Here is a 19,497-nt window from a genome sequence, read left to right on the forward strand (position 1 = left end):
ATGCCTTTCAAAAAGGAAAATAAAATAAAATCAGACTTTGGCACCATCACGCTAAAGTTGGCTTCTCCAGATAGTATCTTAGAAAGATCTTATGGCGAAATCAAAAAACCAGAAACGATTAATTATAGAACTTACAAACCAGAAATGGAAGGTTTGTTCTGCGAAAGAATTTTTGGACCAACTAAAGACTACGAATGCTATTGTGGTAAATACAAAAGAATTCGTTATAAAGGTATTGTTTGTGATAGATGTGGTGTTGAAGTTACTGAGAAAAAAGTGCGTAGAGAAAGAATGGGACACATTCGTTTGGTTGTTCCTGTGGTACATATTTGGTATTTCAAATCATTGCCAAATAAAATTGGTTACTTATTAGGATTGTCTTCTAAAAACCTAGAATCTATCATTTATTATGAAAGATTTGCAGTAATTCAACCAGGTGTTTTAGAAGAAGGAATTAATGTAAATGGCGATACAGTTACACACCAATATTTAGATTTAATTACAGAAGAACAATATTTAGATATTCTTGAAGCATTGCCTAAAGAAAATCAATTATTGCCAGATGATGATCCTAATAAATTCATCGCTAAAATGGGTGGTGAAGCACTAAGAGATTTATTAGCAAGAATTAATCTAGTAAAATTATCAGCAGAGTTAAGACACAAAGCAGATAACGAAACTTCTCAACAAAGAAAATCAGAAGCATTAAAAAGATTAAAAGTAGTAGAAGCTTTTAAAGAGGCAAATGAGCATGTTGAGAACAGACCTGAGTGGATGATTATTCAGTACTTACCTGTAATTCCACCAGAATTAAGACCACTTGTTCCTTTAGATGGTGGACGATTTGCTTCTTCAGACTTAAACGATTTGTATAGAAGGGTAATCATCAGAAACAATCGTCTAAAAAGATTAATTGAAATTAAAGCTCCAGAAGTTATCTTAAGAAACGAAAAAAGAATGCTACAAGAAGCAGTAGATTCTCTATTCGATAACTCAAGAAAATCTAATGCAGTAAAAGCAGAAGGTGGTAGAGCTTTAAAATCACTATCAGATGGTTTAAAAGGAAAGCAAGGTCGTTTTCGTCAAAACCTATTAGGTAAAAGGGTAGACTATTCTGGTCGTTCTGTTATCGTTGTAGGTCCAGAGTTAAAATTACACGAATGTGGTTTACCAAAAGGAATGGCAGCAGAGTTATTCAAACCATTTATCATTCGTAAATTACTAGAAAGAGGTATTGTAAAAACAGTAAAATCTGCTAAAAAATTAGTAGATAAAAAAGAAGCTGTTGTTTGGGATATTTTGGAAAATGTAATGAAAGGTCATCCAGTTTTATTAAACAGAGCACCAACATTACACCGTTTGTCTATACAAGCATTCCAACCAAAATTGATTGAAGGTAAAGCAATTCAACTACATCCATTAGTATGTACTGCATTCAACGCCGATTTCGATGGTGACCAAATGGCAGTGCATTTACCTTTAAGCAATGCAGCTATCTTAGAAGCACAGTTGTTAATGTTGTCTTCTCATAACATCTTAAATCCACAAAGTGGTTCACCAATTACCATTCCATCACAAGACATGGTATTAGGTTTGTACTACCTAACCAAAGGTAAAAAAACCGAAGGCGATGATGTGGTTAAGGGTGAAGGCAAAACTTTCTATTCTGCCGAAGAAGCTATTATTGCTTACAACGAAGGCATTGTAGATTTACATGCTTATGTTAAAGTAAGAACTAAAGTTAAAGATGAAAACGATAAAATCGTAACCAAAGTAATTGAAACTACAGTTGGTAGAATTATTTTTAACGAAGTAGTTCCAGAAGAGTGTGGCTATATCAATGAGATCTTAACTAAGAAAAATCTTAAAAATGTAATTGGAGATGTATTAACATCAACAGATATTCCTACTACAGTAAACTTCTTAGATAACATTAAACAAATTGGTTATAGAAATGCATTTACAGGTGGTTTGTCATTTAATATTGATGACTTAATCATTCCTGAAATCAAAAACGATTTATTAGACAATGCACTAGCAGAAGTTGACGAAGTTTGGGCTAACTTCAATATGGGTTTAATTACCAATAACGAAAGATATAACCAAATTATTGATATCTGGACAAGAGTAGATACAAGAATCACAGAAACACTAATGAACGAAATCTCTAAACACAAGCAAGGTTTCAACTCAGTGTATATGATGTTAGATTCTGGAGCGAGAGGTTCAAAACAGCAAATTAAACAATTGGCTGGTATGAGAGGACTAATGGCTAAACCAAGAAAATCTGGTTCTACTGGTGGCGAGATTATTGAAAATCCAATCTTATCTAACTTTAAAGATGGATTGAATGTATTGGAGTACTTCATCTCTACACACGGTGCTAGAAAAGGTCTTGCCGATACTGCCCTTAAAACTGCCGATGCTGGTTACTTAACGCGTCGTTTAGTAGATGTCGCTCAAGATGTTATCATTAATGCAGAAGATTGTGGAACTTTAAGAGGTTTAACTACTTCGGCTTTAAAAGAGCAAGAAGAAATTATAGAAAGCTTATTCGATAGAATAGTTGGTAGAACATCACTTTACGAAATTGTACATCCAGAAACCGACGAAGTTATTGTTGAAGAAGGAGAAATGATTACCGAAGCTAAAGCTAGAAAAATAGAAAATGCAGGTATAGAAGAAGTAGATATTCGTTCAGTATTAACTTGTGAGTTAAAAAGAGGAGTGTGTTCTAAATGTTATGGTAGAAACTTAACTACCAATCAACCAGCTCAAATGGGAGATGCTGTAGGTATTATAGCAGCTCAATCAATTGGTGAGCCAGGAACACAGTTAACATTGCGTACATTCCATACTGGTGGTACAGCAGCCAACATTGCAGCAGAATCTACTCTGTTTGCTAAGTTCGATGGTAAATTAGAGTTCGATAGTGTTAAAACAGTAAAACAAGAAACAGAAGATGGAACTATCAATCAAGTTGTAGTTGGTAGAACTGGAGAAATCAATATTATTGATGAAGAATCTTCAAGAGTTTTAATTACTAATCACATTCCATACGGTGCTATCTTAAAAGTAAAAGACGGAAAAACAGTTAAGAAAGGAGATGTACTTTGTGGATGGGATCCATACAACAATATCATAGTATCAGAATACAAAGGTAAAATTAAGTACGAAGATGTTATTGAAGGGATTACCTTTAGAGAAGAAATTGACGAACAAACAGGTCACAGAGATAAAGTTACTATCGAATCTAGAGATAAAAAGAAAGCACCAGCTATCTTAATTGTAGATGATAAAGGAAAAGAATTGTATTCATACTCCATTCCAGTTGGTGGTCACATTGTAGTAAACGACGGACAAGAAGTGATTCCTGGAAAAATTGTAGTAAAAATTCCTAGAATATTAAGTAAAGTACGAGATATCACGGGTGGTTTACCAAGAGTACAAGAATTATTCGAGGCAAGAAATCCTTCAAATCCAGCAAAAGTTTCAGAAATTGATGGTCAAACTACTTTCGGAAAAATTAAAAGAGGAAATAGAGAGATTACAGTTACAGCTAAAGATGGTACACAGAAAAAATATATGGTGCCATTAACAAAACATATCTTAGTTCAAGATGGCGACTTCATAAAAGCAGGTATGCCTTTGTCAGACGGTTCTATTACACCTTCAGATATTTTGAAAATTAAAGGACCATTTGCACTTCAATTCTATTTGGTAAATGAAATTCAAGAGGTATATCGTTTACAAGGTGTGAAAATTAACGACAAACACATCGAAGTAATTGTAAGCCAAATGATGAGTAAAGTACTAATCGAAGATGCAGGAGATACTAAATTCTTAGAAGGAGAAGTAGTGAATAGATTTGACTTCATAGAACAAAATGATGAAATTTTTGAGAAAAAAGTAATCACAGATGCAGGAGATTCTCAAAATCTACATGCAGGAGAAATTGTTACTATGCGTCAAATTAGAGAAGAAAATTCATTACTAAAAAGAAATGACAGCAACTTGGTAAGTTATAGAGATGCATTACCTGCAACTTCAAGTCCACAGTTACAAGGTATTACTAAAGCTTCTTTAGGCGTAGATAGCTGGATTTCTGCAGCTTCTTTCCAAGAAACAACCAAAGTATTAAATCAAGCAGCTATTAACGGTAAAGTCGATTTAATGCGTGGTCTAAAAGAGAATGTTATTGTTGGACATAGAATTCCTGCTGGTACTGGTGTTAGAGCTTTCCAAGAGGTAAAAGTTGCTAACAAAACAGAATGGGAAAGAATGATAGCAAAACAAAAATTCTTAGAAGAAAATGAAATAGAAGAAGAAAGTATCGGATAAGATAATTTTTCTTTATAAATTATTAAAAGGGTTGCTAGTACATAGCAACCCTTTTTTTACTAAATTTATTATCTTTACATAATGGAAAATAATAAACAAAATCAGTTAAATATAGAATTACCAGAAGAAATAGCAGAAGGAGAGTTCAGTAATTTAGCAATTATAACACATTCCAATCAAGAATTTGTGTTAGATTTTATTCGTGTTGCTCCAGGTGTGCCAAAAGCAAAAGTAAAATCAAGAATTATCTTAACACCACAACATGCTAAGAGGTTCATGAAAGCTTTGGCAGAGAATGTAAAAAAATTTGAACAATTACACGGAGAAATTGCTGAGCAACAAGGAAATACAATTCCATTAAACTTTGGTAATCCAACAACACAAGCATAAAATATTTTACCGCTTAAATATATTAGCATGAAAAAAATACATATTTTATTTTTATTTTTTTCTATCTTGATTTCAAGTACATTGTTAGGGAAAAATCAAGTTAGCAATACACAACAACAATGTGGTACAAAAGTACCAAGTACTCAATGGGAAAATATATTTCAAAGTCAAATTACAGAATATGTTAAAAACAATGCAAACGCAAATCAAAGAACACAAACAGTAATAACAATTCCTGTGATTGTTCATGTTGTATACTATAACAATAATACACAACAAAATATTACCAAAGCACAAATAGATTCTCAGTTTGCTATTTTGAATAGAGATTTTAGAGGAATGAGTGAGTTTGCTGGCAATATACCAGCACCTTTTCAATCTTTAAATGCAGATATAGAAATTGAATGGTGTCCAGCATTAGTCGATCCAAATGGAAATGTACTAGCAGAACCAGGCATTGAAAGAATCAGTGCTACATCAAAAGGTTTTTCGAATCCAGGATTTTTTGGTTGGGAAACAAGCTATGTTACGAGTACAGTAAAACCAAGTACAATATGGAGTCCAGAATTATATTGTAATATTTGGATAGTTCCAAGAATGAAAAATGGTTTTCGTGAAGTTTTAGGGTATGCTACTTTTCCAACTATGACAACATTAGATGGTCTTTTTGGTGGAGATGGAACAACAACTTCTGATGGAGTAGTAATTGGAGCAGAGTATTTTGGAAGTGGAGGTGTTACTCAACCGCCATATAACAAAGGAGCTACTACGGTACATGAATTAGGGCATTGGTTAGGTTTAAGGCATATTACAGGAGATGTTGATTGTGGGAATGACTACTGTGATGATACTCCACCACAATCTCAATTAAGCTCTGACTGTCCTTCATTTCCTCGTATATCGTGTTCTAATGGTCCAAATGGTGATATGTTTATGAATTATATGGATTATTCTGATGATGCTTGCTTAAGTATGTTCACGCCAGACCAAAAAGATAGAATGCAAACAGCAATGGCATACGGAAATTTAAGAACTCCACTACTCAATTCACCAGTGTGCTATACTACAACACCAGCAGCTCTTGCAAATTTTAATTCTAGCAAATTAACTAGTACAGCTTGTGCTACAAGTGTAAGTTATAGTTTTACAGATAATTCTGCTTTTAGTCCAACTTCTTGGTCTTGGACATTTGAAGGAGGAAATCCAGCTACATCTACAGCACAAAATCCAACTGTAACATTTACAACTCCAGGATTACATCAAGTAACGCTAACAGCTACTAATGCAAACGGTTCTAATACTATAACCAAATCAGTTAATGTAGTTTTAGTAGGAAGTACCAATTTACCTCTAGATGAGAATTTTGAGTCTGGTGATTTTCCTCCAGTAGGTTGGACCTTTCTTAAAAGAAGTAGTGCTGGACTTCCAGAAGCTAATTGGGATAATATTTCAGGAGTTAGTGGTTTTGGTGTAGGCAACTATTCAATGAGATATGATAATACAACAGTAGACGCTTTTAATCAAAAAGATGATATATTAACACCTAAACTAGACTTTACTGGTGTAACAGCATCAAAAGTTAAGTTTGATGTAGCTTATGCTCCTTTTTATTATCAAGGACAAACTGGTTATGATACACTTGAGGTTTTATTAACCGATAACTGTGAATCAACTGTAACTTCTATTTATAAGAAAGGAGGAACTCAATTAGCAACTAAATTACCAGGACAAGGAGATGAGTTTTATCCTAAAAGCAATGAATGGAGAACCGATAGTATAGCAATACCTGCTAGCTTTTTAAATAAAGCAAATGTTCAAGTTATTTTTAGAAATTATGGTATGTATGGTCATACTATATATGTAGATAATGTAAATGTTTCTACAGATGTAATATCTGCAATAGTTCAAGCTAGCTTTGATGTTTCTAGTGCAAGTATTTGTGTTGGAGAAAATATAACTTTTACAAATACATCACCAACTACAGGTTTAGACTCAGTAAGATGGACAATACAAAGTGGCACTATAAGTACTTCTAACTCATTAACTACTGTAACTACTCAATTTAATTTATCAGGAAATTATACGGTATCTTTAATAGCATATAAAGGAGGAGTTGCAAGTACTCCTTTTTCAACAATTATAACCGTAAAGCCCAAACCTACTGTAACAGTAAATTCACCTGCAATTTGTAGTGGAGAATCTGTAACACTTACAGCAAGTGGTGCTACAACTTATAATTGGAGTTCTAGTAGTGAAACAGATAATTCTATAGATGTATCGCCAACAGCGAATGCAACATATACGGTTACTGGTACTACAAACGGATGTACATCTAGTGTAGTTACTTCAACAGTAACCGTAAAGCTCAAACCTACTGTAACTGTAAACTCACCTACAATATGTAATGGACAAACGGCTACGCTAACAGCAAGTGGTGCAACAACTTATAATTGGAGTACAAGTGAAACAGGAAATACTATTAATGTAAGTCCAACATCAACAACTAACTATACAGTAACAGGAACAGCTAATGATTGTCCTTCTGATATAATGACTGCTACAGTTACAGTTACAAATACAGCTCCAACAGTTACTATTACGCCATCTGTTGCTACTGCAATCTGCGAAGGTCAATCAATTACACTTACAGCAAGTGGTGCTAATGAATATTTTTGGAGCGATGCTTCTACAGGAACTTCAATAACGGTTAATCCAACAACAACAACTTCATACTCTGTAACAGGTACACTTTCAGGTTGTAGTTTAAGTAATAATGCTTCATATCAAGTAACTGTAAATGAAGTTCCTGCCGCACCTACCATAACTCAAAGTGCTACTAGCGATTCAATTTATATTACAGGCAGTACAGGAACAAACTATAATTGGTATATTAATGGTATTTATGAAACAAGTACATCAGTTCCTTATCTTGTAGCAAATAAAAATGGAGTATACACTGTTAAAGTAGCAAATAATGGGTGTGAGTCTAATTCTTCCAATACACTAACTGTAACATTAACTGCAATTAAAACTAATAATTTAAGTAATTATTTATCTATTTATCCAAATCCAAATAGTGGGAATTTTAATATAGAATTTAATGCAAATAAAATAGAACAAGTTCGCCTAAATATATATGATATGTCTGGTAAACAAATTTATCTACAAAATTTATCTATAGTAAAAGGAAAAAATATATTTAATATTAATGTAAATAATTTAGCAAAAGGAATCTATACAATAAACATGGTGGGTGAAGATGGTATTGCAACTAAGCCATTGATAGTTAAGTGAAAAAATATTAACTTTTTTTAAGAAAAGGTGGGTAAAAGCTCACCTTTTTTTTTATTTTTAATTTATAAAACAACAGAATGACCCAAAACCATACCCTTTTGTTAGCATATCTTTGTGTATTTTTAATAAGCTTAAATACAATAAATGCTCAATCTTTAATAGATAAAAACTTGTCTACAAAAAGTAATTTATCTAACTCAAAAGATAAATGTGCTTCCGCCATTTTAAATCAAAAGGCATTCGATGCTAATCCCGCACTAAAACAAAAGCAAGATGATTTTGAGAAGCAGTTACTAAAAATTACTCAAAATCCAGCTTATAAAGTTAGTGCTACTTTATACAGAGTTCCGGTCGTTGTTCATGTTATGCACAAAGGAGAAGCAGTTGGCGTAGGAACAAATATTTCTGATGAAGAAATTAAATTAGGCATTAAATCTTTAAATGAAAGGTTTAGAGCTCTAAACGGCTCTTGGGGAAATAGTACAGGTACAGATGTAGAAATTGAATTTGCCTTAGCAGTGAGAGACCCAAATGGAAACTGTACCAATGGAATTGTTCGTTTTAATATGTCAGGATATTCTAAATATATGAATTTTGGTGTTAATGTCGACAATGCTAATGGAATGAGTGATGCTCAACTAAAAAGTTTAAGTAGATGGAATCCAGAAGAATATTATAATATATATTTAATTTCAGAATTAGATAATAACGAATGTGGTGCTGGTTATCAAGGTTATGCTTATTTAGCAGCTAATCATGGTAATACTATTGATGGTATGGTAGAACTATATTGTAATTTTAAAAATAGTGCAAGTACTACACTTACACACGAATTAGGTCATGCTTTTAATCTTTATCATACATTCGAAGGCGATGGAGGTGGAAGCTCTTGTCCTCCAGTAACCAATGGTTGTGGTTCTGGTCAAGGCGATTGCTGTGCTGATACACCACCACATAAAAGAAGCAGTTCCGATTGTGTTGTAGCTACCAATACTTGTACTTCTCCAAGTTCTTCTACCAGTTTATTTATCCATAATTATATGGATTATTCTTCTGATGCTTGTCAATCCGAATTTACAGCAAATCAAACTACACGCATGCGAAATGCCTTAACGGGAACAAGAGCTTCTTTTCTTTCTAGTAATGCACTCCTTCCATCTGCTGCTCCAATTGCAGATATTTTAGCTGATGGATATGGTGGATGTGCAGGCACTGCTATTAAATTTTATGATAACTCTGCGTGTATTCCTAATACTTATCAAAATACTTCTTGGTCTGGCATCTCTTTTTCTTGGAAATTTGATAATGGCATCAATCCACCAATCATTTCTACATTACAAAATCCAACAATAACTTTTACAAATACAGGAATATATACAATTACTTATATTGTAACGAATAGCTATGGTGCAGATACTATTATTCTGAATAATAAAATTACTATAACAGCAGTAGCTCCTACAACGGCATGCATTCCAACTTCTACAAACGAAGATAATTATGGATATTCAGTTTCTAAAGTAGTATTTGCTGGTATAAATAGCAATACTTCTTCTTATGGAAATTATGCTTATACAGATTATTCTTGTAATCAGGTCGCAACAGTTAAGGTGAGCAATACTTATCCTATGTCTTTAACACTTAATTGCAATACTGCTTATAATGAAAATGCAGATGTCTATATTGATTATAATAATAGTGGAACATTTACGGCTACTGAAAAAGTGATGAGCATAGTGCTTACCACACCTGGAGCATACACTTCACAAACATTTACTCAAAATATTACTATTCCAACTACTGCTATTTTAAATACACCTTTAAGAATGAGAATGGTTGCAGATGCAGATTTAGCAGGATCTGTTTGTGATGAGAATTGGGTTGGCGATGTAGAGGATTATACAGTATATGTGAATCCTGCTTGTACTAATCCAAGTGTTCCCGTATTAAATACGGCTAATTCAACTGTTTGCAGTCAAGATACTGCTACAATAACTATAACAGGTTTGCTTAATGATGCTACAGCTTGGAAAATTTATAGTGGCTCTTGTGGAGGAACATTGATTGATTCTACTACAACCAATTCTTTTAAAGTAACACCAAATACTACTACTACTTATTTTGTAAGAGGCGAAGGGGGATGTGTTACTCCAAGTACTTGTGTTGCTATAACTATTAATGTTGCACCAACATATAATAGTACCATTTATGCTACAACATGTAATTCAAGTAATGTAGGAACACAAGTACAGAATCTACAAACTTCACAAGGTTGCGATAGTATTATTACTACAATCACGACACTGAATGCAAGTTATAATGATACCATTTATGCTACAACTTGTAATTCAAGCAGTGTAGGCACACAAGTACAAAATCTACAAACTTCACAAGGTTGCGATAGTATCATTACTACGATTACAACACTGAATCCAAGTTATAATGATACGATTTATGCTACAACATGTAATGCAAGTAGTGTAGGAACACAAGTACAAAACTTACAAACGACACAAGGTTGCGATAGTATTGTTACTACAATCACAACACTGAGTCCAAGTTATAATGATACCATTTATGCTACAACATGTAATTCAGGTAGTGTAGGAACACAAGTACAGAACCTACAAACTTCACAAGGTTGCGATAGTATCATTACTGCAATCACGACACTCAATGCAAGTTATAATGATACGATATATGCTACAACATGTAATGCAAGTAGTGTAGGCACACAAGTACAGAACCTACAAACTTCACAAGGTTGCGATAGTATCATTACTACGATTACAACACTGAATCCAAGTTATAATGATACGATTTATGCTACAACATGTAATGCATCAAATGTAGGAACACAAGTACAAAACTTACAAACTTCACAAGGTTGCGATAGTATTATTACAACAATCACGACACTCAATGCAAGTTATAATGATACAATTTATGCTACAACATGTAATTCAGGTAGTGTAGGCACACAAGTACAAAATCTACAAACTTCACAAGGTTGCGATAGTATCGTTACAACAATCACGACACTGAGTCCAAGTTATGATGATACGATATATGCTACAACTTGTAATGCAACAAATGTAGGAACACAAGTACAGAATCTACAAACTTCACAAGGTTGCGATAGTATTATTACTACAATCACGACACTGAATGCAAGTTATAATGATACCATTTATGCTACAACTTGTAATTCAAGCAGTGTAGGCACACAAGTACAAAATCTACAAACTTCACAAGGTTGCGATAGTATCATTACTACAATCACAACACTGAGTCCAAGCTATAACGATACGATTTATGCTACAACATGTAATTCAAGTAGCGTAGGAACACAAGTACAGAACTTACAAACTTTACAAGCATGCGATAGTATCATTACTACGATTACAACACTGAATGCAAGTTATAATGATACCATTTATGCTACAACCTGTAATGCAAGTAGTGTAGGAACACAAGTACAAAATCTACAAACGACACAAGGTTGCGATAGTATCATTACTACAATCACGACACTGAATGCAAGTTATAATGATACCATTTATGCTACGACCTGTAATTCAAGTAGTGTAGGCACACAAGTACAGAACTTACAAACGACACAAGGTTGCGATAGCATCATTACAACAATCACGACACTGAATCCAAGTTATAATGACACCATTTATGCTACAACTTGTAATAGTAGTAATGTAGGAACACAAGTACAAAATCTAACGACTTCACAAGGTTGCGATAGTGTTATTACTACAATCACAACACTGAGTGCAAGCTATAACGATACGATTTATGCTACGACCTGTAATGCAAGCAGTGCAGGCACACAAGTACAAAACTTACAAACGACACAAGGTTGTGATAGTATCGTTACTACGATTACAACACTGAGTCCAAGTTATAATGATACCATTTATGCTACGACCTGTAATGCAAGCAGTGCAGGCACACAAGTACAGAACCTACAAACTTCACAAGGTTGCGATAGTATCATTACTGCAATCACGACACTCAATGCAAGTTATAATGATACGATATATGCTACAACATGTAATGCAAGTAGTGTAGGCACACAAGTACAGAACCTACAAACTTCACAAGGTTGCGATAGTATTATTACTACAATTACGACACTGAATACAAGTTATAATGATACGATATATGCTACAACATGTAATGCAACTAGTGTAGGAACACAAGTACAGAACTTACAAACGACACAAGGTTGCGATAGTATTATTACTACAATTACGACACTCAATGCAAGTTATGATGATACGATATATGCTACAACATGTAATTCAAGTAATGTAGGTACACAAGTACAAAATTTACAAACTTCACAAGGTTGCGATAGTATCATTACTGCAATCACGACACTCAATGCAAGTTATAATGATACGATATATGCTACAACATGTAATGCAACTAGTGTAGGAACACAAGTACAAAACTTACAAACGACACAAGGTTGCGATAGTATTGTTACTACAATCACAACACTGAGTCCAAGTTATAATGATACCATTTATGCTACAACATGTAATTCAGGTAGTGTAGGAACACAAGTACAAAATCTACAAACTTCACAAGGTTGCGATAGTATCATTACTACAATTACGACACTCAATGCAAGTTATAATGATACAATTTATGCTACAACATGTAATTCAGGTAGTGTAGGAACACAAGTACAAAATCTACAAACTTCACAAGGTTGCGATAGTATCGTTACAACAATCACGACACTGAATGCAAGTTATAATGATACGATATATGCTACGACATGTAATTCAAGTAATGTAGGAACACAAGTACAGAACTTACAAACTTCGCAAGGTTGCGATAGTATCATTACTACGATTACAACACTGAATCCAAGTTATAATGATACGATTTATGCTACAACATGTAATGCATCAAATGTAGGAACACAAGTACAAAACTTACAAACTTCACAAGGTTGCGATAGCATCATTACTACAATCACGACACTCAATGCAAGTTATAATGATACAATTTATGCTACAACATGTAATTCAGGTAGTGTAGGCACACAAGTACAAAATCTACAAACTTCACAAGGTTGCGATAGTATCGTTACAACAATCACGACACTGAGTCCAAGTTATGATGATACGATATATGCTACAACTTGTAATGCAACAAATGTAGGAACACAAGTACAGAACTTACAAACGACACAAGGTTGCGATAGTGTTATTACTACAATCACGACACTCAATGCAAGTTATAATGATACGATTTATGCTACAACATGTAATGCATCAAATGTAGGCACACAAGTACAAAACTTACAAACTTCACAAGGTTGCGATAGTATTGTTACTACAATCACAACACTGAGTCCAAGTTATAATGATACCATTTATGCTACGACCTGTAATTCAAGTAATGCAGGAACACAAGTACAAAACTTACAAACGACACAAGGTTGCGATAGCATCATTACTACAATCACAACACTGAGTCCAAGTTATAATGATACCATTTATGCTACGACCTGTAATGCAAGCAGTGCAGGAACACAAGTACAAAATCTACAAACGACACAAGGTTGCGATAGTATCGTTACAACAATCACGACACTCAATGCAAGTTATGATGATACGATTTATGCTACGACATGCAATGCAAGTAGTGTAGGCACACAAGTACAAAACTTACAAACTTCACAAGGTTGCGATAGTATCATTACTACGATTACAACACTGAATCCAAGTTATAATGATACGATTTATGCTACAACATGTAATGCATCAAATGTAGGAACACAAGTACAAAACTTACAAACTTCACAAGGTTGCGATAGTATTATTACAACAATCACGACACTCAATGCAAGTTATAATGATACCATTTATGCTACAACATGTAATTCAGGTAGTGTAGGCACACAAGTACAAAATCTACAAACTTCACAAGGTTGCGATAGTATCGTTACAACAATCACGACACTGAGTCCAAGTTATGATGATACGATATATGCTACAACTTGTAATGCAACAAATGTAGGAACACAAGTACAAAACTTACAAACGACACAAGGTTGCGATAGTGTTATTACTACAATCACGACACTCAATGCAAGTTATAATGATACGATATATGCTACAACTTGTAATGCAACAAATGTAGGCACACAAGTACAAAACTTACAAACGACACAAGGTTGCGATAGTATTGTTACTACAATCACAACACTGAGTCCAAGTTATAATGATACCATTTATGCTACAACATGTAATTCAGGTAGTGTAGGAACACAAGTACAAAACTTACAAACGACACAAGGTTGCGATAGTATCATTACTACAATTACGACACTGAATGCAAGTTATAATGATACCATTTATGCTACAACCTGTAATGCAAGTAGTGTAGGAACACAAGTACAAAACTTACAAACGACACAAGGTTGCGATAGTATCATTACTACAATTACGACACTGAATGCAAGTTATAATGATACCATTTATGCTACAACCTGTAATGCAAGTAGTGTAGGAACACAAGTACAAAACTTACAAACGACACAAGGTTGCGATAGTATTGTTACTACAATCACAACACTGAGTCCAAGTTATAATGATACCATTTATGCTACAACATGTAATTCAGGTAGTGTAGGAACACAAGTACAAAATCTACAAACTTCACAAGGTTGCGATAGTATCGTTACAACAATCACGACACTGAATGCAAGTTATAATGATACGATATATGCTACGACATGTAATTCAAGTAATGTAGGAACACAAGTACAGAACTTACAAACTTCGCAAGGTTGCGATAGTATCATTACTACGATTACAACACTGAATCCAAGTTATAATGATACGATTTATGCTACAACATGTAATGCATCAAATGTAGGAACACAAGTACAAAACTTACAAACTTCACAAGGTTGCGATAGCATCATTACTACAATCACGACACTCAATGCAAGTTATAATGATACAATTTATGCTACAACATGTAATTCAGGTAGTGTAGGCACACAAGTACAAAATCTACAAACTTCACAAGGTTGCGATAGTATCGTTACAACAATCACGACACTGAGTCCAAGTTATGATGATACGATATATGCTACAACTTGTAATGCAACAAATGTAGGAACACAAGTACAGAACTTACAAACGACACAAGGTTGCGATAGTGTTATTACTACAATCACGACACTCAATGCAAGTTATAATGATACGATTTATGCTACAACATGTAATGCATCAAATGTAGGAACACAAGTACAAAACTTACAAACTTCACAAGGTTGCGATAGTATCATTACTACGATTACAACACTGAATCCAAGTTATAATGATACGATTTATGCTACAACATGTAATGCATCAAATGTAGGAACACAAGTACAGAACTTACAAACTTCACAAGGTTGCGATAGCATCATTACTACGATTACAACACTGAATCCAAGTTATAATGATACGATTTATGCTACAACTTGTAATTCAAGTAATGTAGGCACACAAGTACAGAACTTACAAACGACACAAGGTTGCGATAGTATCATTACAACAATTACGACACTCAATGCAAGTTATAATGATACGATATATGTTACAACTTGTAATGCAACAAATGTAGGCACACAAGTACAAAACTTACAAACGACACAAGGTTGCGATAGTATCGTTACAACAATCACGACACTGAATGCAAGTTATAATGATACGATTTATGCTACAACATGTAATGCAAGTAGCGTAGGAACACAAGTACAAAACTTACAAACGACACAAGGTTGCGATAGTATTATTACTACAATCACGACACTGAATGCAAGTTATAATGATACGATTTATGCTACGACATGTAATTCAAGTAGCGTAGGTACACAAGTACAAAATTTACAAACTTCACAAGGTTGCGATAGTATTATTACTACAATTACGACATTCAATGCAAGTTATAATGATACGATTTATGCTACAACTTGTAATTCAAGTAATGTAGGCACACAAGTACAGAACTTACAAACGACACAAGGTTGCGATAGTATCATTACAACAATTACGACACTCAATGCAAGTTATAATGATACGATTTATGCTACAACTTGTAATGCAACAAATGTAGGCACACAAGTACAAAACTTACAAACTTCACAAGGTTGCGACAGCATCGTTACTACAATCACGACACTGAATGCAAGTTATAATGATACGATTTATACTACGACCTGTAATTCAAGTAATGTAGGAACACAAGTACAAAACTTACAAACTTCACAAGGTTGCGACAGCATCGTTACTACAATCACGACACTGAATGCAAGTTATAATGATACGATTTATGCTACGACCTGTAATTCAAGTAATGTAGGCACACAAGTACAAAACTTACAAACTTCACAAGGTTGCGATAGTATCATTACTACAATTACAACACTCAATGCAAGTTATGATGATACCATTTATGCTACGACCTGTAATGCAAGCAGTGCAGGAACACAAGTACAAAACTTACAAACGACACAAGGTTGCGATAGTGTTATTACTACAATTACGACACTGAGTGCAAGCTATAATGATACGATTTATGCTACGACATGTAATTCAAGTAGTGTAGGAACACAAGTACAGAATCTACAAACTTCACAAGGTTGCGACAGCATCGTTACTACAATCACGACACTGAATGCAAGTTATAATGATACGATTTATGCTACAACCTGTAATGCAAGTAGTGTAGGAACACAAGTACAAAACCTAATGACATCACAAGGTTGCGATAGTATCATTACTACGATAATAACAATCAATCCAACATATAATACAGTATTATATACTACAACATGCGATACAAATAGTGTAGGCACAACGATAGATTCACTACAAACAACACAAGGTTGCGATAGTATTATTACTACAATTACGACACTCAATGCAAGTTATAATGATACCATTTATGCTACAACCTGTAATGCAAGTAGTGTAGGCACACAAGTACAGAACTTACAAACGATACAAGGTTGCGATAGTATCGTTACTACAATTACTACACTCAATCCAATTTATGATACTACATTAATTCAAGATAATTTATCCTGCAATCCAAATGATACAGGTTGGCATGTTCAGTACTATACAACAATTAATGGTTGTGATTCTATTGTTAGATTTTATGTGAGTTTTATGACGAGTCAAGCAGTTACAATAAATGCAACTAATAATAATATATGTTCAGGAGAATCAGTAATTTTATATGGCGAGTACGGTATAAATTATGTTTGGAGTACTAGTGAAACTGGAAATAATATAACAGTTAGTCCGAGTGTTACAACTACCTACACTTTGTATGCTAATAGACAAGCATGTAGTAGTATTACAGATACACTAACAATTACTGTTGTTGTTTTAGCGAGTCCAGCTACGCCAACACTAGTAATAAATACAACCAATGATACGCTATTTGTAAATGGAAGTGCAGGTGTTAATTATACATGGTACAAAGATGGTGTTGTATATACTACCACCAATACGCCGTTTTTGCCTATCGACGAAAATGGTGCTTATCAAGTAGAAGTAACTGCAAATAACTTATGTGTTTCTGAAAAATCAGATACGATAAATGTTAATCTAACGATTATTGTATATAATAGTAATAGTTTGAACTTGAACCTTTATCCTAATCCAAATAATGGACAATTCCAGATAGCGATTAATTCTAATAAAAATAGAGATATAGTATTAGAGATTATTACAGATGAAGGCAGATTAATTATAGAAGAGAAGCATCAAATAGTTCAAGGTAATAATATTATTAAAATTAATAATAATCAGCTTGCAGATGGACTATATTTTGTACGATTAATTGGAGACGATGGATTAATCACTAAACCAATTATAGTGAAACATTAGTTCTACTATAATTCAATTTAAAATAGGATAATCTCTCCGAACTTGTTCCGAATTTCGGAACGGAGTCTATTCTTGTAAGAGATTCTAAAATAAATTCAGAAAGGTATTTAGATTGTAATATTAATTATTAATAATAAAAAAATTATATGTGAATAGCTTCTTTATAAGCATCTGCAAATGCTTCCATAATGGCTTCACTCATAGTTGGATGTGGATGAATACTGTGCAATATTGACTTTCCTGTAGCTTCTAAGTTTCGAGCAACTACTATTTCTGCTATCATTTCAGTAGCATTATCGCCAATAATATGAACGCCTAAAATTTCATCGTATTTTTTATCTACGATAACTTTGACAAAACCATCTGGTTTTCCGCTGGCTTGTGCTTTTCCACTAGCTGTATAAGGAAACTTGCCAATAGTATAATCTATACCTTTTTCTTTACATTGTTTTTCAGTATAGCCAACGCTGGCAACTTCAGGAGAACAATAAGTACAACTTGGAATATTATTGTAATTAATTGCCTGTGGATTTTTATTAGCGATGTGTTCTGCTGCTACAATTCCTTCCGCACTTGCAACATGAGCTAAAGCTGGTCCTTTAACAATATCTCCAATAGCATATATATTATCAATATTGGTTTGATAAAAAGCATTGGTTTTTATTTTGCGATATTCTGTTTCAATACCACACATTTCCAATCCAATATTATCAATATTATAATCTATGCCAATAGCAGACAATACAATATCTGCTACAATAACTTCATTGCCTTTAGGTGTGTTAACTTGTAATTCTACTTTTCCATCAATAATATTAGAAGATAATACTTTTGAAGAAGTTAAAACTTGCATGCCGTGTTTCGTAAATTTTTTCTGTAATGCAGTACTTACTTCAGCATCTTCATTTGGTAAAATTTGATCGAAAAACTCTACTAGTGTTACAGTAGTTCCCAATGTTTGATAGAAATAAGCAAATTCTACACCAATAGCACCAGCTCCAACTACAACCATAGTTTTAGGCAATGTTTCTAGTGTCATTGCTTTTCTGTAATTAATAATATTTTTTTGATTAATAGGTAGCGATGGAATTTCTTTAGCTTTGCTTCCAGTTGCTATGATGATATTTTTAGCAGAAAGAATATCAATAGTACCATCATCAGCAGTAATTTCAATCTTAGTTCCAGGTAATAATTTGCCATATGCATTATAAGTATCTATTTTATTTTTTTTCATTAAATACTCTATTCCTTTACTCATTTTGTTGGCAACACTTCTGCTTCTATTGATGATCTCTGGAAAGTTAATAGCAATATCGACTGCATTAAATCCATAGCTTTCAGCATGATGAATATAATCATACACTTGAGCCGATTTTAATAATGCTTTTGTAGGAATACAACCCCAATTTAAACAAACACCACCTAAATTTTCTTTTTCAACAATTGCTGTTTTCAATCCAAGCTGAGCTGCTCTAATCGCTGCAACATAACCACCAGGTCCAGCACCAAGTACAATTAAATCATATTTATCCATAATAAAACACTA

The 19,497-nt window shown here is 33.6% G+C and carries 5 protein-coding genes; 4 read left to right on the top strand and 1 reads right to left on the bottom strand.

The window, feature by feature from the left end:
* From rpoC to H6553_01865, 4 genes are all read left to right on the top strand, one after another.
* Entirely contained in the window at positions 1 to 4,341 is a 4,341-nt protein-coding gene (gene rpoC, locus H6553_01850; protein MCB9032558.1) for a DNA-directed RNA polymerase subunit beta', read from the top strand.
* Between the two features lie 81 nt (positions 4,342 to 4,422).
* On the top strand, positions 4,423 to 4,731 hold the full coding sequence (locus H6553_01855) for a DUF3467 domain-containing protein (GenBank protein ID MCB9032559.1): 309 nt from the start codon (positions 4,423 to 4,425) through the stop codon (positions 4,729 to 4,731).
* Between the two features lie 27 nt (positions 4,732 to 4,758).
* On the top strand, positions 4,759 to 8,025 hold the full coding sequence (locus H6553_01860) for a T9SS type A sorting domain-containing protein (GenBank protein ID MCB9032560.1): 3,267 nt from the start codon (positions 4,759 to 4,761) through the stop codon (positions 8,023 to 8,025).
* Between the two features lie 77 nt (positions 8,026 to 8,102).
* The gene (locus tag H6553_01865) at positions 8,103 to 17,951 is read left to right on the top strand and encodes a T9SS type A sorting domain-containing protein (GenBank protein ID MCB9032561.1); all 9,849 of its coding nucleotides are present in this window, start codon (positions 8,103 to 8,105) and stop codon (positions 17,949 to 17,951) included.
* Between the two features lie 142 nt (positions 17,952 to 18,093).
* Here the strand turns inward: H6553_01865 and lpdA are convergent, their stop codons facing one another.
* Positions 18,094 to 19,485 carry a dihydrolipoyl dehydrogenase gene (gene lpdA, locus H6553_01870; GenBank protein MCB9032562.1) on the bottom strand — a complete coding sequence of 464 codons (1,392 nt, stop codon included), beginning with the start codon at positions 19,483 to 19,485 and terminating at the stop codon, positions 18,094 to 18,096.
* Positions 19,486 to 19,497: the final 12 nt, after the last annotated feature.

Source organism: Chitinophagales bacterium (assembly GCA_020636535.1).
Taxonomy (GTDB): Bacteria; Bacteroidota; Bacteroidia; order Chitinophagales; family JADIYW01; genus JADJSS01.